Annotated in this window: 20 protein-coding genes and 1 pseudogene; 10 read left to right on the forward strand and 11 right to left on the reverse strand. The window is 47.3% G+C overall.

What is annotated here, in order from left to right; genetic code table 11:
- Positions 1 to 31: 31 nt before the first annotated feature.
- A complete protein-coding gene (locus HMPREF9469_RS06050) occupies positions 32 to 1381 on the forward strand; it encodes a sodium-dependent transporter (protein WP_007860154.1) in 1350 nt (449 codons plus the stop codon).
- A 172-nt stretch (positions 1382 to 1553) separates the two neighbouring features.
- On the opposite strand, the gene HMPREF9469_RS06055 is transcribed toward HMPREF9469_RS06050, so the two are convergent.
- Positions 1554 to 2564 (reverse strand): DUF4349 domain-containing protein, encoded by a 1011-nt coding sequence (locus HMPREF9469_RS06055; protein WP_007860156.1) that lies wholly within the window; start codon positions 2562 to 2564, stop codon positions 1554 to 1556.
- 120 nt (positions 2565 to 2684) lie between these two features.
- Complete coding sequence (locus tag HMPREF9469_RS06060; protein WP_007860158.1) at positions 2685 to 3674, reverse strand: Gfo/Idh/MocA family protein; 990 nt, start codon at positions 3672 to 3674, stop codon at positions 2685 to 2687.
- 163 nt (positions 3675 to 3837) lie between these two features.
- On the opposite strand from HMPREF9469_RS06060, the gene HMPREF9469_RS06065 reads away from it, so the two are divergent.
- Entirely contained in the window at positions 3838 to 4875 is a 1038-nt protein-coding gene (locus tag HMPREF9469_RS06065) for an NADH:flavin oxidoreductase (protein WP_330363645.1), read from the forward strand.
- A 183-nt stretch (positions 4876 to 5058) separates the two neighbouring features.
- Here HMPREF9469_RS06065 and HMPREF9469_RS06070 read toward each other — a convergent pair whose 3' ends face one another.
- Together HMPREF9469_RS06070 and HMPREF9469_RS06075 are read right to left on the reverse strand one after the other, a co-directional pair.
- Positions 5059 to 6399 (reverse strand): D-alanyl-D-alanine carboxypeptidase family protein, encoded by a 1341-nt coding sequence (locus tag HMPREF9469_RS06070; protein ID WP_007860161.1) that lies wholly within the window; start codon positions 6397 to 6399, stop codon positions 5059 to 5061.
- A gap of 246 nt (positions 6400 to 6645) precedes the next feature.
- Positions 6646 to 7326 carry a GntR family transcriptional regulator gene (locus tag HMPREF9469_RS06075; RefSeq protein ID WP_007860162.1) on the reverse strand — a complete coding sequence of 227 codons (681 nt, stop codon included), beginning with the start codon at positions 7324 to 7326 and terminating at the stop codon, positions 6646 to 6648.
- Between the two features lie 326 nt (positions 7327 to 7652).
- Between HMPREF9469_RS06075 and HMPREF9469_RS06080 the strand changes: the two genes are divergently transcribed.
- Both HMPREF9469_RS06080 and HMPREF9469_RS06085 read left to right on the forward strand, forming a co-directional pair.
- Positions 7653 to 8828, forward strand: a complete 1176-nt coding sequence (locus HMPREF9469_RS06080; protein ID WP_007860163.1) for a YgeY family selenium metabolism-linked hydrolase — start codon at positions 7653 to 7655, stop codon at positions 8826 to 8828.
- A gap of 56 nt (positions 8829 to 8884) precedes the next feature.
- The gene (locus tag HMPREF9469_RS06085; protein WP_007860164.1) at positions 8885 to 10282 is read left to right on the forward strand and encodes an alanine/glycine:cation symporter family protein; all 1398 of its coding nucleotides are present in this window, start codon (positions 8885 to 8887) and stop codon (positions 10280 to 10282) included.
- Between the two features lie 151 nt (positions 10283 to 10433).
- Here HMPREF9469_RS06085 and HMPREF9469_RS06090 read toward each other — a convergent pair whose 3' ends face one another.
- A complete protein-coding gene (locus HMPREF9469_RS06090; RefSeq protein ID WP_007860165.1) occupies positions 10434 to 10874 on the reverse strand; it encodes an HIT family protein in 441 nt (146 codons plus the stop codon).
- A gap of 153 nt (positions 10875 to 11027) precedes the next feature.
- On the opposite strand from HMPREF9469_RS06090, the gene HMPREF9469_RS06095 reads away from it, so the two are divergent.
- From HMPREF9469_RS06095 to HMPREF9469_RS06110, 3 genes are all read left to right on the forward strand, one after another.
- The gene (locus HMPREF9469_RS06095) at positions 11028 to 12518 is read left to right on the forward strand and encodes a polysaccharide deacetylase family protein (protein WP_007860166.1); all 1491 of its coding nucleotides are present in this window, start codon (positions 11028 to 11030) and stop codon (positions 12516 to 12518) included.
- A gap of 193 nt (positions 12519 to 12711) precedes the next feature.
- Positions 12712 to 13482: an ABC transporter ATP-binding protein gene (locus HMPREF9469_RS06105; protein ID WP_007860168.1), complete on the forward strand. Its 771-nt coding sequence runs from the start codon at positions 12712 to 12714 to the stop codon at positions 13480 to 13482.
- Positions 13472 to 14278: an ABC transporter permease gene (locus HMPREF9469_RS06110; RefSeq protein WP_007860169.1), complete on the forward strand. Its 807-nt coding sequence runs from the start codon at positions 13472 to 13474 to the stop codon at positions 14276 to 14278. The genes HMPREF9469_RS06105 and HMPREF9469_RS06110 overlap by 11 nt, the downstream gene beginning before the upstream one ends.
- On the opposite strand, the gene HMPREF9469_RS06115 is transcribed toward HMPREF9469_RS06110, so the two are convergent.
- Genes HMPREF9469_RS06115 through HMPREF9469_RS06130 form a run of 4 tightly spaced genes read right to left on the reverse strand, consistent with a single transcriptional unit; the run spans position 14236 to position 18763 of the window.
- Complete coding sequence (locus HMPREF9469_RS06115; protein ID WP_007860170.1) at positions 14236 to 15168, reverse strand: recombinase family protein; 933 nt, start codon at positions 15166 to 15168, stop codon at positions 14236 to 14238. The two genes, HMPREF9469_RS06110 and HMPREF9469_RS06115, sit on opposite strands and share 43 nt — an antisense overlap.
- Positions 15161 to 16861 carry a recombinase family protein gene (locus HMPREF9469_RS06120; protein ID WP_007860172.1) on the reverse strand — a complete coding sequence of 567 codons (1701 nt, stop codon included), beginning with the start codon at positions 16859 to 16861 and terminating at the stop codon, positions 15161 to 15163. The genes HMPREF9469_RS06115 and HMPREF9469_RS06120 overlap by 8 nt, the downstream gene beginning before the upstream one ends.
- Entirely contained in the window at positions 16845 to 18509 is a 1665-nt protein-coding gene (locus tag HMPREF9469_RS06125; RefSeq protein ID WP_007860174.1) for a recombinase family protein, read from the reverse strand. The genes HMPREF9469_RS06120 and HMPREF9469_RS06125 overlap by 17 nt, the downstream gene beginning before the upstream one ends.
- 17 nt (positions 18510 to 18526) lie before the next feature.
- The gene (locus HMPREF9469_RS06130; protein ID WP_040415630.1) at positions 18527 to 18763 is read right to left on the reverse strand and encodes a DUF6870 family protein; all 237 of its coding nucleotides are present in this window, start codon (positions 18761 to 18763) and stop codon (positions 18527 to 18529) included.
- Positions 18764 to 19152: 389 nt separating this feature from the next.
- Between HMPREF9469_RS06130 and HMPREF9469_RS06135 the strand changes: the two genes are divergently transcribed.
- From HMPREF9469_RS06135 to HMPREF9469_RS06150, 3 genes and pseudogenes are all read left to right on the forward strand, one after another.
- Positions 19153 to 20034, forward strand: coding sequence for a LysR family transcriptional regulator (locus HMPREF9469_RS06135; protein WP_227884119.1), 882 nt, complete (start codon positions 19153 to 19155; stop codon positions 20032 to 20034).
- Between the two features lie 523 nt (positions 20035 to 20557).
- Complete coding sequence (locus tag HMPREF9469_RS06145) at positions 20558 to 21796, forward strand: SLC13 family permease (RefSeq protein ID WP_007860181.1); 1239 nt, start codon at positions 20558 to 20560, stop codon at positions 21794 to 21796.
- A gap of 199 nt (positions 21797 to 21995) precedes the next feature.
- A pseudogene (locus HMPREF9469_RS06150) lies at positions 21996 to 22163 on the forward strand (ABC transporter permease); the annotation flags it as partial.
- Between the two features lie 296 nt (positions 22164 to 22459).
- On the opposite strand, the gene HMPREF9469_RS06155 reads toward HMPREF9469_RS06150, so the two are convergent.
- Together HMPREF9469_RS06155 and HMPREF9469_RS06160 are read right to left on the reverse strand one after the other, a co-directional pair.
- A complete protein-coding gene (locus HMPREF9469_RS06155) occupies positions 22460 to 23167 on the reverse strand; it encodes an exosporium glycoprotein BclB-related protein (RefSeq protein WP_007860183.1) in 708 nt (235 codons plus the stop codon).
- Between the two features lie 153 nt (positions 23168 to 23320).
- Entirely contained in the window at positions 23321 to 25003 is a 1683-nt protein-coding gene (locus HMPREF9469_RS06160) for a recombinase family protein (protein ID WP_007860184.1), read from the reverse strand.
- Between the last annotated feature and the right edge of the window lie 59 nt (positions 25004 to 25062).

A 25062-nucleotide genomic window follows, 5' to 3' on the forward strand; every position in this document is an offset into this window, starting at 1 on the left:
TTCATTTTGTATCGAAAAGGAGAAGAAATATATGGGAAAAACATCCAATGGCAGTAACAGGGAATCATGGGGGTCGAAATGGGGTTTTATTCTTGCGTGTATTGGTTCGGCAGTGGGGATGGGAAATATCTGGCTGTTTCCCAGCCGGGTTGCAAATTACGGCGGCGCGTTTCTGGCAGCATATCTTATCTTTGACATTCTCATCGGGTTTTCCGGCGTGATCGGTGAAATGAGCTTTGGACGCAAGGCAAAGGAAGGCCCTGTGGGCGCCTTCAGACAGGCCTGCGCATCACGGGGAAAAGGGAATACAGGCGCCCTGATAGGAGGTATTCCCATGGCGGGGGCGCTGATGCTGGCTATCGGCTACTCCGTAGTGGTGGGCTGGATTTTTAAATATGTGTTCAATGCATTTACCGGTAAAGCCCTTTCCTATGGTGCGGATGTGTCTGATATCTCAGGTTATGAACAGGCATTCGGCGCCACTGCCTCTCCCTTTGGCAATAACTTCTGGCTGATCATTGCACTGGCAGTCACCTTTGCCATCATGGTACTGGGTGTTGCCAGCGGCATTGAAAAAGCCAATAAGATCATGATCCCTTTGTTTTTCCTGCTGTTTATAGGCCTGGCCGTCTATGTTTATTTCCAGCCCGGAGCTTCTGATGGTTACAAATACATGTTCTCCATTAATCCTGAAAAGCTGAAGGATCCCATGATGTGGGTCTACGCCCTGGGCCAGTCATTTTTCTCCCTGTCCCTGGCCGGCAACGGAACGGTTATTTACGGCTCATACCTGTCCGATGATGAGGATATTGTCAGCTCCGCATGGAAAGTGGCCCTGTTTGATACTCTGGCCGCATTCCTGGCCGCACTGGTCATTGTGCCTGCCATGGCAGCAGCCGGCTCCACTGCCTTTGGCGGGGGCCCCGGCCTGATGTTCATCTATTTGCCCAACCTGTTCGCAGCCATGCCAAGCGGACACATTGTAATGGTGGTATTCTTTGTGGCCGTGCTGTTTGCAGGCCTTACCTCCCTGGTGAACCTGTTTGAGGCTCCCATCGCCACCCTTCAGGATAACCTGCACTTCAGCCGTGCCAAAGCAGTTACCGTCATCGGTATTATTGGGGTTGTGGTGGCGCTGTGCATCCAGGGAATTGTTTCCGGCTGGATGGACTTCGTATCCATCTATATCTGCCCTCTGGGCGCCGGTCTGGCCGGGATCATGTTTGCCTGGATCTGGGGAAAGCAGGCCGTGGAGGACGCGGTATCCCTTGGAAGAAAACAGCGGATCGGCGGCTGGTACTATCCCCTTTATAAATATGGATTCTGTATCCTGACCATGGCAGTGTTTATTCTGGGAATCGTCAACGGCGGCATTGGCTGACACAGCCTGAGCCGGGGCCTGATCCCCTGCCGCGCAGAGAAGTCTTAAATGACGGAGTATGCCGGAATATATAACGGCATGACAAAAGGCCATTGTTTTCCACCTGGCGTATGTGGAAATACAATGGCCTTTTGCGCTTAGGGGGAGAATCCGGCCTCCCCATCATTTGTATTTACTCTTCCGGTTTACCGGTCTTCTCCGCTCCGTTCACAGAGTGGGGCAGATGCTGCCTTATTGTCCTTTTTTTATTTCTCCGGACAACCAGCAGTACGATCACCGCGATCACTGCCAGTGGGATCCAGAAGGGGCTGGATGCGATCAGCCAGATCAGGAAATTAGTCAGCCCCTGGGATACGGAATTCAGATTCTTTGAAAAACCTTTTTGAATCCTCTGTCCCAGCCCCTCCGGTTCAGTGGGGGTAAAGGAAGCCGCTCCTTTGATCTCATTGATGGAAAGGCGGACCGTGCTGTAATCCACCTGATTGTCATACAGCCTGAGCTGTGATTCCATGGATTCCAGCTGATAACGGATCTCGGACAAACGTTCCTCCAGGGCAATGACCGATTCCAGAGTATCTGCCTTTTCAAGAAGGGCCCAGATGCGGTCCTGCTCCACGGTCAGCGACTTCTTCCTGCTCTCCAGGTCGCTATACTGCAGGGTGACGTCCTGTGCGGACTCGGATCTGTTGGTCACATTGCCGTTCTGCTCCACCGCTGAAACAAAACCATCCAGCTTGCCTATAGGAAGGCGGACGGTGAGTGACGCATAGCGGGGAATGGGTACATTCTGATCGTTCAGACTGTTCCCCGATATATCCGACTGCTCCACATACCCGCCCAGGTCTCCTACCTGGGCCGTCAGTATGCCCAAAAGCTGGTCGAACTCGTCTGTCTCCACCGTCATGGTAACATTGCGGATCAGTTTACGGCCGGAGGGAAGCGCCTGGGAAACAGGCGTCTGGTCCGTCAGACTTGCTGATGCCGGGTCCATCCCGCTTCCCTTATCCGCAGACAGGTTTATCCTCTCCATCCCTTCCTCATACACCGCTGTTTCAGCCGCCGCATCATAGGTGGCCGCCGCCATGGTGGCGGAACTGCTTTTTGCACTGCCTCCGCAGGCAGCCAGTCCCAGCAGAACTGCCAGAAGAACAGCTCCTGCGCCGTACATCCTCTTTCTTTTCATAATACTCTCCTCCCAGAAAAATCAGAATTTTCACGTTCCCGTCTGATAATTATACGATATCATGAGGATGCCGACTTTTCAATAGAAGTAAAAAAGGATTAAGAAAATCTACTGTTTTCGTTACATAAAGCGGATCCCTGTCATGCTTCTGACCTGGTCCATCACTTCCATTTCCAGAAGAGAGCCCTTTAGATGGCCGCGGACCAAATCATCCACCGGATGTCCCTCTCTTCCCGTTTCAATCAGGTCCATGAACCGCAGGATCTCATAATACATGTTATTATCCTCTTTGGCAATTTCATATGTCTCCTGACTGCCGTCCCTGTATACGATCCGGATTTTCCTTGTATCCTGGATCTGCCATATGAGCATGGTCCCATCCTCGCCCTGGATCTCGCTGGGCTGTGAGGAATAGGTTATCTTGGAATACCTGGCCTCGCCCACCATGGCGCCGTAATCCATTAGCACGGTTCCTGTTCCTTCCATATGATTGTGCAGGAAAATGCTGGAGGCAGTGACGCGGTCCGGTTTTCCAAACAGCAATACCATGGGATGGATACAGTATACGCCGATATCCATGAGGGCTGCGTTAGATAATGCAGGGTTAAAGGCATTTTCAATGATCCCCTTTTTGAAGGCATCATACCTGGATGAATACTGGCAATACTGGAAAATAGCCCTCCGTATCCGTCCCACCTTTGGCAGCAGTTCTTTTATCTTTGCAAAGCCGGGGTCAAAAACCGGGCGCATGGCTTCCAAAAGGATCTTACCATTTACTCCGGCCGCTTCTGTCATGGATTCCAACTCCCCGGCAGTGGAGGCTATGGGCTTTTCACACAGCACATGCTTACCGTGATTCAGCATACATATGGACTGGCTGCAGTGGAAACTGTTGGGGCTTGCTATGTAGACCGCGTCCACATTGCTGTCATTGCCCAGTTCCTCCAGGGATGTATAGATCTTGTCCGCTCCGTAAGGCCGTGCAAACTCCCTGCCTTTTTCCACGGACCTTGAATAGACTGCCTCCAGCCGGAAGCCGGGCGCCTTCAGGGCCGCTCTCATGAATGTGTGGCTGATTTTTCCTGTTCCGATTATACCAAAACGAACCATGGATGTTCTCTCCTTCCCGTACTGCATACAGCGGTGTTTAATTTATAACGTCCAGTCATTGGGGATCTCCAATTCAATACTTTCCTTTTTGATAGTATCTATCTTAAATGTGCGTTCTTTCTTTATTGAGTATATCATGTTATACTATTGGAAGTCCAGATCAATGAATGAGGTGACAAATATGCGTTTCCTGAATACAAGTATAAAAATTCAAACTATGGAATTGAAAAACCGTCTTGTTATGCCGCCTATGGCGATCTCCAAAGCTGATGAAAATGGCAAAGCCACGTCAAAGACGTTTGATTATTATACTGAAAAATCTGCCGGCGGATATATCGGTCTAATTATTGCGGAACACACCTATGTCAGTCCGGAGGGGAAAGCCAGCAAAGGACAGTTATCTATTTCAGAGGATAATGATATTGGTGGATTAAAGAAGCTTGTATCATTGGTGCATAAGAATGATACGAAAATCATGGCACAAATTAACCATGCAGGCGGAGCAGCAACACCTGATATAACAGGATTAGGGCAACTTAGTGCCAGTGCTGTCAGAATATCCAAAGGCAGCTTAACGGTCCCGGAAGGAAACCTGACCACACCCTTGCCAAAAGAAATGAATCCAACGGATATTAAAAAAGTGGTAAATGATTTTACAAAAGCAGCATTAAGGACAAAGGCAGCTGGTTTTGACGGAGTAGAAATACATTCTGCTCATGGCTATTTGCTTAACCAATTTTATTCTCCATTGACGAACAAACGAATAGACGAATACACTGGGGATACAATCCGCGGACGGATAAGACTACATTTAGAAATCATACAAGCCATTCGCGAAGCAGTTGGAAAAGATTACCCGGTTGCACTGCGATTAGGGGCTTGCGACTACATGACAGGTGGAAGCACAATAGAGGACAGCGTACTCGCGGTACAAGAATTTGTCAAAGCAGGAATTGATCTTATAGATATATCCGGCGGTTTATGTGGCTACATTAACCCAACATCTCATAAGCAAGGATATTTTGATGAACTGTCAAAGGCAATCAAAGATACTGTTTCCATTCCGGTCATTCTAACGGGCGGTATTACTGACGCAGAAACGGCCGAAATGCTTTTAGAGCAGAAAAAGGCAGACCTTATAGGCGTGGGGAGAGCAATCTTAAAAGACAGCGAATGGGCTAAGAGAGCTATGAAGCCGTAAACCGCTCTGCACCGCCGCCAACATACTGATCATGCAATTTATCCCTCCGCATATCCCTACGGATCAAAGCGGAGGGATCCTATTTGCAAGGGCAGGGGACGCAGGTCCCCACGCCCTGCCGGTTCAGGTTTCAGTCTCTGCCGGTTTAAATTTCAGTCCCCTGCCGGTTCAGATTTCAGTTCCCTACCGGTTCAGTTTCCACGCCCCCACAAGCCGTTTCAGGTAATCCATATATCCGGCTTCCCTGATACTTCCGTTGGTAAGTACATTGACCTCGCCCAGCTTTTTGCCGCCCAGGGTGTATTCCAGCACACCGGCCTTCTGCCCCGGCTCCACGGGCGCGGGGATGGATTCCTCCAGTACCAGGTTTTTCTCAATCGCTCCCAGGTCCTCGCCCTTCAGGCTGAGATAGGAAAATGTCCCTTCATAGGTAAGGGCAACCTCATCCTCCACACCTCCTGTAACAGGCATCTGCGGAAGGGGAAGGTGTTCCTTATCTTCGTACAGCTTACAGTTGGCATAGCCGTAGTTTAGCAGTGTCTGCGCATCGCCAAACCTGGCCTTAAAGTCAGGAGCTGCCATAATGGCGGCGATCAGCCGGACTCCGTCCTTTTCAGCCGTTGCCGACAGACAGTATTTTGCAATGGAGGTGGAGCCGGTTTTCAATCCGGTCACCTTGAAATTGGTGGCCATCTTTAGCAGTTTATTGGTGTTGGAAAGACCAAATTCCTTGGTCCCCTGCTTTGTCACATGGGTTATGTTCTCCATCCAGATGGTGGAGTAGTTATGTATCTGGGGATATTTGTTAATTAATTCCCGGCTCATAATGGCAATGTCCCTGGCTGTTGTCAGATGTTCCGGGGACTCCGTAAGGCCGCAGCAGTCCACAAAGTGGGTATTGGTCATTCCCAGGCCGGCCGCCCTCTCATTCATCATCCGGACAAATTCCTCCTCTGTGCCTGCTATGTATTCCGCCATGGCCACGGAGGCGTCATTTCCCGAGGCAATCACAATACATTTTATCAGTGTCTCTACGGTCTGCACCTCTCCCTCCTCCAGAAAGACCTGGGAGCCGCCCATGGATTTGGCATGAGCGCTGGTGACCACCTCGTCCGTCAGCTGGATCTTTCCCGACTGGAGCGCGTCAAAAATAAGAATCAGGGTCATGACCTTGGTCACACTGGCCGGGCTCCGCTTTTCATCAGCCCCCTTTTCATAGATCACCTGTCCTGTGGATGCCTCCATCAGCACGGCCGAGGGCGCCGCGATCTGGACCGCCGCCTGGGTGTCCGGGGAAGTCTGCTGTGAATCCCCGGCAGGAGCTTCCACAGCCATGGTATCCCCAATCTGCAGTCCTGTCTCCTGCCCCTCTGCCTTTCCTTCGCTCTGACCTGTATCCAATCCACTGCCAGCAACGACTGCTCCTGCCGGTATGGCGATATTGGGCTCCTGCCCCAGTGCTGTGGCCGCAGGATGGACCAGCAGGACTGTAATTGATAACAATATGGCTGCAATCCGTTTCATATCTTCCTCCGATAAACTCATCTGCTACTAATTGTATGGGGGCGGACAAACAGCATATTCCCCTTCTTTGGGCATTTTCTTACTCTTTCTGCATTTTTACATTTATCCGGCATTTTCTTACTCTATTGGATTTTTCCAAAAAAAGAACCCCTCCATCCCCTATGGCATGTAAAGGTTCCTCTCATTGTTTTACCGCATCTGTTTTTACCCTATCTGTTTTACCCTATCCTTTTCTCCGTTCCGGTTCTACTGCACCCCTTCCACTTCCACCTCCCTCAGGCACCGCTCCATAACATACAGCCAATGGCTGCGCATCAGCTCCGCTGCCAGATCCGCATCCCGGTCATACAGGGCTTTCAGGATGTCCCTGTGGTGCTCCACCGAGGTTTTTCTCAGCATATCCCTGTGAAAATAGTGGTACTTGATCCGCTGTACATGGAGGAGGAGCATGTGGGAAAATTCCATGATGTATTCGTTATCCACTGCCCGCAGGATCACTTCGTGGAATTTGTTGTCACAGTGAATGGCCTTTTCCGCCTGATCCGCCCTGCACGCCTCCTCAAAACCCATCTGTACTTCCTCCATGCGCGCCAGCTGTGCCTCTGTCAGTCTGGGAGCAGCCAGTCGTGCGGCCAGGCCCTGTATTTCCGCCAGGGGGCGGTAGCATTTTTCAATATCATTCTTATCCACGCCGGCCACCGTAGTGGCGCGGCCCGGAGTCACCTTGATCAGCTTTTGGGTCTCCAGCATCTGAAGCGCTTCGCGCACCGGAGTCCGGCTCACGTTAAAATAGGCTGCCAGCTCCGTGTCCAGCAGCTTCTCACCGGGCATCATCTCGCCGCGGATGATCCAGTCACACAAGGTTTCGTATACCAGATCCTTTGCAGATTTGCGCTGAAGGGCGCTGTCTTTTTTAGGTATGGGCAAGGTAGTTCCTCCTTATCGGTTCCTTTTGTTTTTCATAGATGTGTACGTTATATATAATATATCACATACACTATTCCCTTTCAAGACTGTCAAGAAAATATCGATCATTTCTATGTATTATTTTTCTCCTATAAACAGCTGTAATTTATTGTGTATTATGACTATATTTTCAGCTATACTTCTATGAGTTATGACGGTTTTTACATATTACCATGATTTTATCTTTACTTTTTGTTCCCATCTATGCTATATTCGATATGCAATATATCGCACACAAAATATTGCATTTTCATAAAAACAATCACTGAAAGTGAGGGCTATGCGCTATGAACAAAGAAGAACGGTTAATATCCCTGTGCCAGGAGGCAGTCCGTATCCCCAGTATGTCCGGCCAGGAAAAACAGGTGGCTGAACTCATGAAACACACCATGACTAGTTATGGTTTTGATGAAGTGAACATTGATAAGTATGGAAGCGTCCTGGGCATGATCCACGGCAGCCGTCCCGGCAGGACTATTCTGATGGACGGTCATATTGATACGGTGGATGTGATTGACCGTGACCAATGGACCCATGATCCCTTTGCCGCTGAGATTGAGGATGGAAAGATTTATGGACGCGGTACTTCTGATATGAAAGGAAGCGTCTGTGCCATGATCACGGCAGCCGCACAGTACGCGGAGGATACGGGAAAGGATTTTGCAGGAACCATCTGCGTGTCCTGCACCGTACACGAGGAATGTTTTGAAGGGGTATCCTCCCGTGAGATCAGCCGAAATGCAAAGCCGGATTTTGTCATTATCGGCGAAGCCACCACTACCACGGTCAAGATCGGACAGAGAGGACGTGCCGAGGTGGTGGTTGAAACAAAGGGAAAAAGCTGCCACTCCTCCAATCCGGAAAAGGGCGTAAACGCAGTGTATCATATGATGGCTGTCATTGAAGCCATCCGGGATATCCAGGTGAATGAACACCCGATCCTCGGCAAAGGTATTCTGGAGCTGACCGATATCATCTCCTCCCCTTATCCAGGCGCATCCGTGGTTCCCTCCATCTGCCGGGCCACATTTGACCGGCGCACCCTGGTGGGCGAAGATGAGGCACTCATTCTTGGCCAGGTAGAGGAGGCCATTGAAAAAGCCAGGAAAAAGGTTCCTGATTTAAAGGCAAGGGTATTCCTGGCTGAAGGAAAGGAACAATGCTGGACCGGGGAAACCATTGAGGCAAAGAGGTATTTTCCTGCATGGCTGATCGATGAAAAAGACGAGCTGGTACAAAAAGCCCTGGCAGGGCTTAAAGAAGCAGGGATCGATGCTCCCATTTCACACTTTTCATTCTGTACCAACGGCAGCCATTTCTGCGGCGAAGCCGGCATCCCCTGTATCGGATTTGGGCCGTCACTGGAAAGCCTGGCCCATGTCAGGGATGAGTACATAGAGGTAGAACAGCTGAAAAAGGCCTGCAGGGGATTTTACGGCATTCTTTCACAGCTGACAAAATAACGTGTTGCCATTCATCATAGAACAATTGTATTCTTACTAAGAAAAGAGGTATAGGTATGGAAAACTTTTTAATGAAGCTTGATGCCTTTCTTTGGGGAGCGCCTGTATTGATCCTGCTCTTTGCTGTTGGACTTTTATACGCAGTTAAGACACGTTTTTTCCAATTTCGTCATTTTAAACATATTATGAAGAGTACGGCAGGGGAAATGTTCAAAAAGAGCACTGTCAAGGGGGATGGAACCCTCACTCCCCTTCAAGCTGTCTCATCTGCCCTTGCAGGCTGTGTGGGAACCGGCAATATCTCAGGCGTTGCCACCGCCATCTTTGTGGGCGGGCCGGGCGCCGTATTCTGGATGTGGATCATTTCCCTGTTCGGTATGCTGACAAAATGCGTGGAAGTTACTCTGGCGCAGTATTACCGTATCAAAGGGGAGGACGGTGTATACTATGGAGGCCCCATGTATTACATTGAACGCGGAATGGGACGCAAATGGAAACCTCTTGCTGTCTTTTTTGCCATCACCATTATCGTGGGCGGCCTGGGAACCGCTGCATTTGTACAGCCTTTTGCAATGTCCAATGCAATGAATAACGCCTTCCGGATACCTACCTGGGTCGTTATTGTGGCAGCGGCTTTGATCTGCGGCATGGTACTCATAGGCGGTGTTTCCGGAATCGGGAAATTTTGCGAGAAGATAACACCTGTTATGTGCCTGATCTATATTATTTCGGTTGTGGGCATTATCCTCACCCATCTTCCCCAGATCCCCCAGGCCCTTGCCACCATTTTCACCCATGCCTTCACCCCTCTCTCCGCCACCGGAGGACTTGCAGGCAGCACGGTTGCCATGACCATCAAGCAGGGGGCTGCGCGGGGCACCTTTTCCAATGAAGCCGGCTGCGGTACCTCCCCCATCACCCATGCGACCGCCATCTCACCCCATCCGTTTAAGGAAGGCATGTACGGCTCCTTTGAAGTTTTCATTGACACCCTGGTGGTCTGTACCATGACAGCCCTGGCCATCATATGCAGCGGTCCCGAGATCTGGCAAAGCGGTTTAAAGGACGTGGCCCTGACCCAGTCCGCATTCTCCACCACCTACGGATCCATCGGACCGGTCATTGTGTCCGTGTGCCTTTGCCTGTTCGCATTTTCCACCATGGTCGGGTGGGAGATCAACTATGAATCCGCCTTTTTCTACATTTTCCCAAAGGCATCCGGTTCCAATGCCGCCAAACTGCTGATCCGTCTGATATGGCTGGTTCCCGGGTTCATCTCCCTTGGCAAGACACCGGAACTGGTGTGGACCGTGGTGGATATCGTGTCCGGCTTCTGGTGTATCCCCAATGCCATCGCGCTCTTATTCCTGTCCGGAACCTTTATGAAGATATACAATGACTACAATGAAAAATATATTTTAAAAACAAGGCCCTTGACAGACAAATTGGATTGATATCCCCAGTGGGAAGGGGACCCTCAGTTAATATATTCTTTTCATATAAAATGCGGCAGCTTCCGGAGATATGGTGTATCAGCCGGTGCTGCCGCATTTTCATAAAACCATGTTATACCATGTGTCATAAAGGTACTTTTTGCAGGGCGTTTTAAACTTCCTTCAGTGCCTTTCTTAAAGCCTCTGCCATCTCCTCATACTCCCCGTCCGAAAGCATGGTCCTTTGGCTGTTCATCTCAAAGGTGCCGCCCCACTCTTCTCCGCCCTGGTATTTGGGCACGATGTGGAAATGCAGGTGATGGCCCGTATCGCCGTAAGCGCCGTAATTCACCTTGTCCGGGTTAAACACCTTATGGACAGCCCTTGACACCTGGGCAATCTCCGCAAAGTAGTCATTCCGCTCCTGGTCAGTCAGGTCAATGAACTCGCTTACATGCTTCTTGTGAGCCAGTATCACCCTCCCTTTCTTGCTCTGCTCCTTAAAGACATACAAAATTCCTGTGTTCATCTCACATACGGGATAACCAAATTTAGCAACCAGTTCTCCCTGCATACAATATGCGCAATTGGGATCCTTTACCATTTCTTCCATATTCATCTCTCCTTTTCCTTTGATCTTGCTGTTTTTAACATACCACTTATGTCCCATAATTTCAATTCCAATATTTGTTTTTTCTTTCTATGTACCAACTTTGTGATTTATATGCTATAATGATAGACAAGTATTTTTTATAGGAGATGTTTTATGAGTAAAGCAGATTTCAGACGCCGTCAGGCACGAAGACGCAGGCACCAGATGGTCAGAGTGTCACGGCATTTTCCCACATTGATCGTATTATTAGCAATTACACTGCTGGTAGGGGGCGGGGTTTTCGCCCTCTATCGGTTTGTTATAGGTAAGCAGCCCTCGGGCCCGGACAGTTCTGTCCAGGCAGCGGCATCTGCCGGCCACACCGGCTCCTCCCAGGACAACCAGGACACCCCTCCATCCTCCGCCGAAGAGCCCACTGAAGTGATCCAGGATGATATTTCCAGAATGATCGCCCAGGCTGACAGGATCGCCATGGGATATGATTATGACAAAGCCATTCAGCTGATCAATGACAGCGGCCTGGATCTGAATGAGGTCAGGATCCAGGAGGCTCTTGCACGGTATGAACAGGATAAGGCAGCTCTTGTGCCGGCTGATATGAACAGCATCACACATGTATTTTTCCATACCCTGATCATGGATACTGCTAAGGCATTTGACGGGGACAAGGACAGTGCCGGCTATAACTCTGTCATGACCACCAAGGACGAATTTATAAAGATCCTGGAGTCCATGTACGCCCGCGGCTATGTGCTGGTGCGGATCCACGACATCGCATACCAGGAAGCGGACGAGAACGGCAACATGCGTTTTGTAAAGGGAAACATCATGCTTCCCGAGGGCAAAAAGCCATTTGTCATGTCCCAGGATGACGTGTGTTATTATCCATATATGGATGGGGATGGCTTTGCAAACAAGATCGTCATTGGAGAGGATGGCAAGCCAACCTGCCAGATGACCATGGATGACGGCACGGTACAGACAGGTTCCTTTGATCTGGTGCCGCTTTTGGAGGATTTTGTTCAGGAACATCCTGACTTCTCCTACAAAGGCGCACGGGCCATTATTGCATTTACCGGCTATGAAGGGATACTTGGTTACAGGACTGCTTCCTCCTACGCGGACAGTCCCACCTATGAGGCGGACAGGGAACAGGCTGCCAAGGTCGCCCAGTGCCTGAGGGACAATGGCTGGGAGCTGGCATCCCACAGCTGGGGGCATCTGCAGCTGGGTGTTGCTAAGAATCCGGAAGATGGATTTGCCATTTCAGAAGAGAGGTTTAAAACAGACACGGACAAGTGGGAAGCAGAAGTGGAATCCCTGATCGGTCCCACCGATATCCTTCTTTATCCTTATGGAAATGATATTGCGGACTGGCGTCCCTACAAGGATGACAATCCACGTTTTAAATACCTGGAGTCCAAGGGCTTCCGCTATTTCTGCAATGTGGATGCCAGCACCCCTTACTGGATGCAGATGGGCACCAGTTATTTCCGTATGGCCAGAAGAAACCTGGACGGTTACCGTCTCTACGAGGATCTGGTACAGACCGACCCGGCTAAAAAGCGGCTTACGGACCTGTTTGACGCTGCAGAGATATTCGACCCCGCCAGACCCACTCCTGTGAGCTGGAGTTATCAATGATCATAGAAGTGTGTTTTTGCCTTTATTCCCAGGTGATTGGAAATAAGGGCTTTTTCTTTCTTCTATTGTAATTGTCCAGGACGCCTCATCTTCTATTTTTAGATGCCCAATATCCCCTCCCCCCATGAACGGTTTCCCTTTGTCTACATATAATAAATCAAGGAATTGATTTCTATTTGAAAGGAGCTTCTTCATGATTCCCAAACTGGAAGTAAGCGGGGTCAGCTACTCCTACCACTCATTAGATGGTGAGACGCTGGCCCTTTCCAATATATCATTTGACGTATCTGTCGGGGAATTTATTGCGATTGTAGGTCCCTCCGGCTGTGGCAAATCCACGCTTTTGTCCATGTTAAGCGGCCTGACCCAGCCTGAAAAAGGAACCATCAAAATGGACGGCGTCCCCCTGTCCGAATCCCATTCTGCCATTGGCTATATGCTGCAGAAAGATCATTTGTTTGAATGGCGCAACATTTTCTCCAACATTTCCCTGGGCCTTGAAATACAAAAACGGTTGGACGAACCTGCCAGGCTTGAACTGCTGGAAATGATGGCTGCCTACGGGCTGGCGGGTTTTGAATATGCAAAGCCCTCGGAATTGTCCGGAGGAATGCGCCAGCGGGCTGCATTAATCCGGACCCTGGCACTGAAGCCTGATATCCTGCTGCTGGATGAACCGTTTTCAGCACTGGACTATCAGACCAGGCTGTCTGTGTGTGACGATATCAGTTCAATCATACGTAAGACTCATAAAACGGCCATTCTGGTGACCCACGATCTGTCTGAGGCCATCAGCGTGGCCGACCGTATTATTGTATTATCCCCCCGGCCGGGCCGGGTCAAGATCGTATTGTCCATTGAATTTCCCGATGGATGCATCCGTTCCCTTGACAGGCGCAACTGCCCTGAGTTTTCCAATTATTTTAATACCGTATGGAAGGAGCTGAAAACATATGAATCATAATAGCCCCTCTTACACCATCCAGGAACACGGCTGCCGCGACTGCGGAGCCTGTGAAATGTCCGTGGCCCAGCAGGCTTTTGTGGACCGTGAAATACGCCGCCACCGCCAGGTCACCATCTGCCGGCTCATGCTTTTAGTCCTGCTTCTGGCGCTTTGGGAGCTGGCAGCTGACATGCACTGGATCGATAGTTTTATCTTCAGTTCCCCCACCATGATCGCCAAATGCCTGTTCAACATGACAAAGGACGGAAGCCTTTTTCTTCACACAGGGGTGACTTTGCTTGAGACACTGATCAGTTTTGCGGTCTGCACTTTTTTTGGCCTGGCCTGCGCCCTGCTTCTGTGGTCCAGCAAAAGCGTGGCCCAGATTCTGGAACCGTTCCTGGTACTGCTAAACAGCCTTCCGAAATCCGCCCTGGCCCCCCTTCTCATTGTGTGGCTGGGAAATAATATGAGGACCATTGTGGTGGCAGCGGTTTCCGTGGCTGTGTTCGGTTCGATCCTCACACTTTATACGGGATTCTCCCAGATGGATACGGAAAAGATCACACTGATCTATTCCCTGGGCGGCAAACGCAAGGATGTGCTTTTAAAAGTGCTGCTGCCCGGTTCCCTGCCCCTTGTTATCAGCAATATGAAGGTAAATATCGGCCTGTGTCTGGTGGGGGTGATCATTGGTGATGGTGTCAGGATAGGTGCGAAAATCCTTTTGGCCCACCAAACGGATCCTGGCCTCAATATCAATAAGCTGCATCAAGTATGGTCTGTTTTTTTAAACCCCTCCTGTACCTTTTGAAAATCACCCCTGCCAATGATCGCCGGATGCGCGTTTTCTATGATTTCCCATTGCTGTCTCGGCGCTGCCTTTACATATCTTTTTCCCATCTCCGGCCTGTAATGCTGCCCGGAAACCGCCGTCCCAATATAAGCTTCGTTTTTTAGGATATGGGAAACTGCGGCATTGCTCCAGTCCCTTTCCTTTACAGGGGGATCCCTATGATATTTTTTACATTGTTTGTAGTCTCCCGGTGTGGGAACACCCTCTGCGTTCAAGATTCTGGCAATCTCAGACCTTCCATCCCCCTCCAGCGCCATACGGAATATCCTTTGAACAATAAACGCAGCTTCGTGGTCGACCAATAATTGATTTCCACATCCGCGGATTTTTTTATATCCATATGGGGTGCCCGCTCCGACATGTTCACCTGTTTTTCTCTGCTGATAGATGGATTTTTTTATCTTATAAGACTGCTCCTGGCTCATATAGCTATTCATGATGTTTTTAACCGCAATTTCAATTCCCGGAACCTCATTTTGGAAATCATCAGAGTCAAACTGATCATTGATGGCAATAAACCGTACCCCCAGGGCGGGAAAAATATGTTCCAAGTAATACCCGACCTCAATATATTCCCTTCCAAATCTGGAAAGGTCCTTCACTATGATACAGGCCGCTTTACCGCCTCTCACTAACTCCAGGACCTTGCAGATTCCAGGCCGTTCAAAGTTGGTTCCGCTGTATCCATCGTCAACAAATTCCAGTCTGGCATATGTCTGAAGCTGTATATGGTTCTTTATGTACTCATCCTGAATCCTTCTTTGATTGGTTATGCTATTGCTCTCATCCCGCCTTTCCACATCTCCTTTTGACAAGCGCAGATAATTGATCAGATACCGTTTATCCATGGACCGCCTCCCTGCCCCGCTCAGACTGGGAAAACGACCTGCAAAAAATGTCCTGGAATGCAAATCTGATTTCTATGTGCGAGGAGTTAATAACAGTTATGTTTGATATAAAACCATCTATAAGCTCTTTTGATAACACATTTTCACAAACAGCTTTTTCAAAATATGTCTGCCACCGGTTGATCAACGTCTTCTTTTTTTCTATGTTTTTCATTTCTTGCCTCATGCTGTCTATCTGTTCATCTGCCCGCCTTTCCTCATTTTCATACTCCTTCTTTGCATAAAGATACTCCTCTTTATCAATAACACCTTGTTTTAAATCAGAATATAGTTTCCTTCGCTTTTCCATCATCTGACTTTTGATGTTTTCTAAGTTTAAAATCCTTTGGCCGATCCTGTCTGTATCTTTCTTCAGCCCTATGTCCAGGGCCAAGGCATTTTTTATACGTGCCTTTTCCGTAAAAAGCTCCGTATAATCAGTTAATAATCGTGATATCATCTTCCCCAATGGATCTTCATTCATATAACACTGTTTGCATATTCCAGCAGTACTCTTATACTTGTACCCTTCACAGCACTGGTAATAATTCCTTTCCCCCTTTCGGTTTAAATAATAACTTCTCATCAGGGGCTTTCCACAGCAGCCGCACCTCATCTTCCCCGCATATATATTTTTTTTTCTAGCAGATGCCGATGCTGCTTCCCTTTTTTCACTTTCTATTTTCCTGGTTTCTAACAATTTCCGGGCCGCATTATATTCGGCCACGGAAATGACTGCCTCATGCCTGTCATAAATTAAGCCCCATTCCTCCTTTGGAATTTTATGATGGGGAATTCCTTTGTACAGTGAACCATTATGTTTTCGTTTGACCAAACATCCGCAATATGCCGGATTCTCCAAAATCAACCTTACAGTGGATTTATACCATTTAGACTCTTTTACATGCCGGTTTGACCTGAATAACCCCAAATCACTGAAATGCCGCATGGGAGGCAGGATATGATCTTCATTTAAGTATTTCGTAATAGCGTAAAGACTGTCACCTTTTAAGTAACGTGTGAATATTTCTCTTACCACATCTGCTGCCGCCTTATCAATAACCAGGAAGCGCTTCTTTGGATCGTCATTGTTGATCAGATAACCATAGGGAGGCACAGGCCCGTGAAACATCCCTTTTTCACCCAACTTGTCAAATGCCTGACCTACATTTTGAGAAACCTGTTTCGCATACAAGTCATTTATCAGGTTTTTAAGACGCATCTGAAGCATTTTCTCCTCAAATTCAGGTGCAGCGGTATCTATATCATCATTGATGGCGATCAACCGGGTATTCAGAAACGGGAATATCTTGGTAATGTAATCTTCTGTGTCAATATAGTTTCTGCCCAGGCGGGAAAGGTCTTTCACAACAATGCAGTCTATATGGCCTTCCATGATCTCTTTCATCATGTTTTCAAAACCTTCCCGTGAAAAATCCGTTCCGCTTTTGCCGTCATCAATAAACTCCGCAACATATATCATATCCGGACACTTGCTGATATACTCCCGGTTAAGAATGCTTTGGTTTTCAATGGAGTTACTTATGTTGCCTGACCGGTCATCATCTGACAGCCGGCAGTAGGAGCCTGTTCGCCATCGCTTCGGCATTTCCTCATCTTGGGGCATTTTATTTTTTTTACTCTTTCTTGCCATGCTCTCCCACCTCCCCTTTTATCCGCTTTATTGAATCCTCAAACTCATCCCGGCAGTTGAATGTTATTGTAAGAGAATGGCCATCCGATATTTTTATATCTCGGATCAGCAGTGCAAGGATCGCACGGTCCAATTCTGCTATTCCTCCATGCTGTTTAAACCAGTTGATCCGGCTGATCTGCGTTTTTGCGTTTATAGCAAAACTGTCCAGCTTTTTTTGCAGGCTCTTGGCTTTTGTTTTTAAATTCCTCTCTTCCGTGCGATATAGCGTTTGAAATTCCCTGTATTCTTCCTCATTTAAAATTCCGCCTTTAAAGTCTTCATAGAGACCGCGTGCGGATTGTTTTACCCTCTTTTCCGACTCATGTACAAGTTCTGATTCCTGCTGTATTTGTTCCATTTTATATTTGCTGATTTGATCGCAATTTAATTTTGATAAAGCCTGTTCCAAATCCAGGATCACGTTCATATACATCTGCAATGTGGCTAAAACCGCTTCACTGAGCACCTTTTCATTGATCCGATGGCTGCTGCACCCGCCGTTGTTTTTCCAGCTGCTGCAAATATAATAAATATACTCTTTGGCGCCCTGTATATCTCGTTTCCTGATCATGGGCATTTTGCAGTCGGCACAATACAGCAACCCTGAAAAGGGATACAGCACCTCCCGTCCGGGCGCTACCCTGGTATCTGTTTCCAGTAAATGCTGAACAATATCAAAAACAAATTTGTCAACAACAGGCTGGTGTTTATCATTGCAAACAATCCACTCCTTTCTTGGAACAGCTTTTCTCCTGTTTGTCTTATAGTTTACCTTTTTCACCTTTCCCTGCTCTACGACTCCTGTGTATACGCGGTTGGACAAAATACGGGCGATCATATTTTCACTCCACTCCGGCTTGTCTTTGCGCTTGAACGAGGTCCTAAACCGGCTTCCCGTATATGCCTTATATTCTAACGGGGGCAGGATCCCCTGATCGTTTAAGTGGTCCGCGATGCCCTTCTGGCTCATCCCTTTTATCTTCATGCAGAATATCTCCGCCACCACCTTTGAAGCATAGGGATCGGGGATCAGCAAATTGGTATTTTCCCTATCCTTTTTATAACCATAGACAGCAAAGGGGGCGATAAAATCACCTTCCTCACGCTTTACCAGCATATGGCTGCGTATTTTCACAGAAGTGTCCCTGGAATAAGTTTCATTCATCAGATTTTTAAACGGGACAATAATATGATCGGACGGCATACGCTCTGCGGCACTGTCATAACCATCGTTAATTGAGATGAAGCGGATTCCCATTTGAGGAAATATCCGTTCAATATAGCGGCAGTTTTCCAGATAATCTCTCCCCAGTCTGGAAAAATCCTTTACAATCAAACAATTTATCTTCTCTTTTTTAATCTGGGCCATCATTTTCTGAAAACCCGGGCGCTCATAATCCAGCCCGGTATAACCATCATCTGAAAATTCATCTACCAGCAAAATATCCCTGTGATTCTGCAGGAAATTGTGTGCCAGGCCTCTTTGGTTGGTTATACTGTTACTCTCATCTTTGATTTTTTGCGCGGAGTTTTTGCGGCTAACCTCTAAATCATCCTCTTTAGACAGGCGATAATAAAGAAACGCCCGATAGATCGTCTGAAACATAAAAAACACCCCTAAATCTACAGCATTTTGTTTTTTAGGTATTGGATCACACCATCCTCAAACGTATATTCCGTATCGGAAAACCGGACCGTAACGACCGTGTCTCTGCATTTAAAACAATACGGATTCCCGATTTTTTGTATAAAATCCTGTATTTTTGCATCCTGGGGCATTGATCGGTCAATGTCCACAGATAATATATCTGCCAGGCTATTGTTATCCGCTGCAGTCTCATTGCTTTTGTCAACATTCATCTGCATTTCCTTCTCAAAATACCATTTATCCATTATATGATTTTTAATCATTGTCCTATAACAGCATTTCATGCCAGTTAACATTTTATGGAGGCATCCTTCCGTCATTAAGGCGGACGGTAGCCTCCATAAATCTCCAGCTGGTTGAGAGCCGTTAAGAAACTGTTAAATTCTTGAAATCACCCTATTTTTCTGTTAATATTATTTATATAACTATAATTTAGTGTTTTATTTGTTATATTCTAGCAAAATCTAACAATTACTGCATATCACTTGAAGGAAATCTTGATGGAGGATTATTACGACAGATCACAAGGAGGTTATGATGTTTTGCCTTTATAAACATCATGTAAATAAGTATGAATGTTGAGTATTATAAAAATTTTATAATGATTGCAGATTATGGAACACTGACCCAAACCTCAAAAGAATTACATATCGTACGTTCTGCGCTGTCTAATCAGGTAAAGCTATTGGAAGAAGAATATAATGCACCACTTTTTATCAGGAAATCAAAAAGATTGGAATTAACGGAATCGGGTAAAATTCTATATTCAATTGCAAAACAGATCATACGCCATGAAGAAACTGCCCACAGAGATATTGATTGCCTATTAAACGGTGTGGCCGGAACGGTAAGGATCGGACTTACCATGGCGCATCCTGATTTTGTGCTTAATAATATACTGACAAATTTTAAAGTCGCCCATCCACGGATCGGATACAGTATCTTTGAACGGCCGTCTGAGGAGATCACAGAGCTTTTAGTACAGAATAAGATCGATGTGGGCTTTGTCAGACAACAGAAGGCCCTGCCCCCGTTAGTCAGGAAAGAATTGGTGATCAAACAGAAATTTCATGTCTGCTGCGCAAAAGGCAACCCATGGATATCAGAAGATGTTGATACGGTATCTATACGGGATTTAGATAATATCCCTCTTGCTATCCCCAGAACCTTTGAAAATGTTTTACAGCTATCCTTTCAAAAGCTTGGGGTTCATCCGAACATTGCCTGTGTATCAGGCTCAAGGCTCTATACTGTCATGCTGGCCCAGGCCATGGCAGGGATTGGGATCGTCTGCATATCTGATGTAAAAGACCTGGCGGCACAAGATGTCTTTGTGCGCCCTCTTGTAGACATTGAAGGAGAAGAAAGCGGAAATGTCAGCGCAGACCGGTATGTGATCGTATCAACCGAGTATCCGTTATCATCTGCTACCGCGCATTTTATTAGTTTTTGCAGGGAAAATATACCATATTTTTTTCAATAAATACAGCTCAACTAAAGGCAATGTTTAATTGCCTTTTTTTGACGTCACTTTTTTAGATACAATGTGTCTAAATTTTCTGCTTTTTTTTCAATTTTATTAGTGTTATTATCTAGTAGTAAATAAATTTTCAAGAGTTGTTTAATGGAAGTGTCAAATTTTATTGAAAGGAGGAGTTTGTTTCTGGAAAATATCATACCAAGCTTAAGGATGATCCGAAAGGGGAGATTCCGGATCATCCGTAGGTTGCCGATCAGGAAATGTACCGCTGCTTTATGGCAAATATGGGAAAAAAGACGGTTAACCTGCAAAGAAAAATGAGAGTGTTATTTCCAGAAATACAATCTTATGTTGATTGATGCTTCATAAGTACCATGGTACATAATGCAATTAAAAGATCAGCCATTTATCCTGAGGATCTGACTGATCCATCTTGACAAATGTACAAGAGGATAAATCCAGGTCGATCCCTGTTTTACGTCAAGGCCTGATCAAATAGTTAAGACAATAAGAGGAGGGTTATGCTATGTCTGTACAAGCAACTATCGCCTGCGTAGTATTTGTTATCACTATCTTACTTTTAGTTTTCAAACCAATACCCATTATTATCACCGGAGCATTGGTTCCCACCGTTCTTGCGCTTTTTGGAATCATTAAGGCGGACACTGCCTTTGCTGATTTCACCAACTCCACATCCATTTTTATGATCTGTTTCTGTATCATTGGTTCTGCATTTTTTAAGACAGGGCTTGCTGATTTTCTTGGCACAAAGATTATCGGGGTTTTGGGTAAAAATGAAAAAGGCCTGCTTGCAGGAACCGGTATTGTGGCTGGCGGTATTTCTGCATTCCTGAATGATACTGGTTCCACAGCCTGTATGATGCCAATTGTTAGCTCCATGGCTGAGAAGGCCGGCATTAAAAGGTCAAGACTTTTACTTGCGCTTTCCTATTTTGCCTCACTGGGCGGATGTATCACGCTTGCAGGTACTACGCCCCACATTGTTGCAAACGGTATTTTAAAGGATAACGGACTTCGCGAGTTTGGCTTTTTCGAGTACTCACTGATTGGTGTTCCCTTACTGATCGTTGGTATCTTATACATGATGTTTATCGGCGTTAAGCTGCTTCCAAACAGGGATATCAATGTCACCGTGGATGGGACAAAAGATTACAATCTGAAAAAGATGCCTTACTGTGCAGCTATTTTCGTATTTACAATTCTTGCAATGGCAACCGAAGTTATTCCGATCATGCTGGCTGGTGTTATCGGCTCTGTGCTTGTTGTTTTAACAGGATGTATTACCATGGATGAGGCTATTAAGGCAATCCCGGTTTCTTCCGTATTCCTTGTGGGAGGCGTTTTCCCAATTAGTAAGGCACTTGTCAGCACAGGAGCAGCTGAATTTTTTGTAACCCAGTTATCACCTGTTCTTGCAGGCTTCTCTCCCATCGCACTGCTTGGCGGTATTGCTGCCCTTCAGCTGCTGATCACTCAGTTCCTGATGAACTCCTCTGCAACTGTACTGGTTCTTCCAATTGCCCTTATGCTTTGCCAGGCAGCTGGAATCAATCCTCTTGCAGGCGCAATGGTTGTCAGCATCTGTGCATCCGGTGTGTTCGCATCCCCATTTGGCGCTGGAAATAACCTGATCGTTATGGAAGCCGGCGGATATACCATCCAGGACTTCGTAAAGTGTGGTCTTCCGTTAGTAGTTCTTTTTGGAATCGTAACAACCGTTCTTTGTGCGGTCATTTATCTGTAATTCCCTTTTGTGGTTTACCTGGTTAGCCGCATAATGAACAATAAGATAGATAAGATATGAGAGACACAATAGACAACAGGCTCTTCGGAGCCTGTTGCTTTGCTTTGGGGCACTTGCCGGATTATATAGCAAGTACTTTCTGAAAGGGAATCAGAGGCTATACTTGTCCAGTCGCTTCAGCCCTATTATAACACCATCAGGTGAATTCCTATCCGCCAAAGCAGGCCTGGGATATCTCATCACCTATGGATCACAGACCTTTGCCATGACAATGGTGGTTACCTCCATTGTGATCCTGTGCATTGTGTCAGGAGTATTGTACCAGATCATTGCATTAGCAGAAAAAAAGATCAACACCAGTAAGTAGGCAAGATTTCCACGCATTGGAACAAGTCCTCTGCTGTGGCGAAGATCCTAACACCCTGGATTATTGATGCTATGGGCTGTCATTCCAGCTGATCCATTCCGCTGAAGTGGCAGCCTGTTTTTAATGGACACGTGTGTTCTGTTAGGAACCCCTTTTACAGGATGATCTTCTCCAGAAGGGGTTCACGGGAGGAATCCTTCCGCCACAGTAATTCCTCCATGGAAAAATGGGAAAACCCATAATTTGGATTTTCCCACATGATCAGACTATCTATTTAAAATGTTCATTGCACAGGTCTATGAAATAGCCAAACCTGCACTTGCATACCCGGCCACTGTGTTCACCAGTGCCAGACCGGATGCCGTGGCTGTGAAGACCAGAAGCAAACGGGTCTGATTTGTTACAGTTACTGAAAGGCCGGTTACTGTACCGGAAGATAATGTTCCAATTGCCAGAATGCCTGTAAGAGCCGGCGCCAAGGTCACTACCGCTCCCGGAACAGCTACAAAGCTGTTATTTGGTGTGGCGGATCTGTACAACTGGGCGGTAATCGTAATTGAACTTCCAACAAGGCTTAAAGCCGCTGTTGTACTGAAGAATGCGGACATACTGGTTATCACACCATCCCTTGGCATTGAAAATGCAAAGTTAGTCAATGTGCCCGCTGCATTTGTAAGGTCGATCACTCCTCCCACAATACTGATTCCCGGTGCGGAAGATCCAAAGCCCACAAAGCCCGGCGTTCCAACCAAACCACCCGCAATTGTTGTGAGTGACAGCGGAATGCCTGAACTGAATGGGATGATTGCAGAACTGCCTGCAATACCTGTGGGGCCGGTGGGGCCGGTCGCTCCCGCTGCTCCAGTAGGTCCAGTAGGGCCGGTGACTCCGGTGGGGCCGGTCGCTCCAGTGACTCCGGTGGCCCCGGTAGGGCCGGTGGCTCCGGTGGCTCCGGTAGGTCCAGTAGGGCCGGTGACTCCGGTGGGGCCGGTCGCTCCTGCCACTCCAGTGACTCCGGTGGCTCCGGTAGGGCCGGTCGCTCCTGCTGCTCCAGTGACTCCGGTGGCCCCGATAGGGCCGGTGGCTCCAGTAGGTCCAGTAGAGCCGTGTATTTATGCACAACATTAGATTTTCCTTTGTGTTGAGTAGGCAAGCCGTTAGATTGCCTTGTTCTCAATCACTCGGATAACGTTGTGGTTATTCTCAATGTAATCAATAATTCGCTGGTACTCGTCGGCAAAATTGAAGTCAACCGTTATTTCCCCGTTCTCATGCACCCAAACCGCTTTTACGAGTTCAACCATAATCCCGCGGTTAAGGCTCTGAATGTTTTTGTATTTCAGAAAGGCGGTTAGATACGGGTCGTCGGTTCCGATACCATCAGCCATTACCTGCATTTCCTCTTTCAGATAGGAGATGTTCGCTTCAAGCTGTTGTATCTGTTCTGCAATCTTGCCTTTCAAGCGGCGATATTCCTCTTTGGTAATCTCACCGCTTTTCCAATCAAGGTACAAGCTGTCGGAAGCGTCATTGTACTGTTTTAGCTGCTTTTCTGCCTGTTTCAAGGAATGGGATAATCTCTTGCTTTCCCGGTTGATAACAGGCGCGTTGTTAATCCGTTCAATTTCTTCTGCAAGCCGATCTACAAGGGCAATTTGCATTTGCAACGCTGCCAATACCGCGTTTTCCAACTTGTCTTGCCGGATAGAATGTTTGCTGCAAATCTTCTTATCGGTGTAGCTACGGCAAGAGTAGTAGGCAATATCACGGGCGGTTTTGCGCCGCATGGCCTTTTTGCAATCCGCGCAACGGACAAAGCCGGACATGAGATAGACTTCCTGTTTGCCGGGGGCTGTCCTTGTGTCGCGCTTATGTAGGGCTTGCGCTTTCTCGAATGTTTCCCTGTCAATAATCGCTTCGTGTGTGTTGGGGACGACAAACCATTCTTCTTCGGGGACGTTGATCTGCTTGTGTACTTTGTAGCTTATTACGCGGTTACGGCCTTGCACCATTACGCCCGTATAAACTTCATTTTGCAATATCCTTGCAATCGTGCTGGCAGACCACAAACCATCGTTTTTGTCGGAATTAGGGTTGTTATACTTAAAGCCTTTTTTCTTCTTATAGGCTTCGGGGTTCGGCTCTCCCATTTGGTTAAGCCGCTTTGCAATCCCCATTTTACTGTACCCCTCATTGACAAACCAATGGTAAATGCTTTTGACAACTTCCGCTGCTTCTTCATCTACAATCAAGCTGTTTTTGTCGTTTGGGTCTTTCTTGTAGCCATAAGGGGCAAACGCGCCTATGAACTCGCCGCGCTCCCGTTTCATCTTGAATGTTTTGCGGATTTCTTCGGAAGTGGTCGCGGCAAACTGCTCATTGAACATTCCCCTAATAGGTACTTCAAGACCGCTTGCAGAATGGGGGTTAGCGTAAGTGTCAATAAATGGCGTGCCTGTGCAAATAAACCTTGCGCCGTGAATGGGTATGAACTCCTCCAAAAACTTTTGTTGATCGGCAAGGTTGCGGAAACCGCGTGCAAGGGATTTGATAATCATGCAGTTTACTTCTTTGCGGACAATGCAGCCCTCAAGCCGTTTGAAGTTTGGTCGCGCTGTGTCGGTGCCTGTCAATCCGTCGTCGGCAAACACGTCTACAATCACATAGGTTCCCGGCTCAAAATAGCTGTCTACAAAGTCGCGGAGTATCTTTTCTTGGTTGATAACACTCTCGCTTTCGTCCTCGTTGTCGTCCTCTCTGGATAGTCGAATGTATAGCCCAATTTTCCAAAACGGCTCTGCATAACTGCGTGCCATTTTGTCTTTGCGTATGCGGGGCATTATACCTCCTTTCCCCCTATAATTACGAGTTAATTATACCATTTTCGCCCCGTAATCAC

The sequence above is a fragment of the [Clostridium] citroniae WAL-17108 genome (assembly GCF_000233455.1).
Classification (GTDB): domain Bacteria; phylum Bacillota; class Clostridia; order Lachnospirales; family Lachnospiraceae; genus Enterocloster; species Enterocloster citroniae.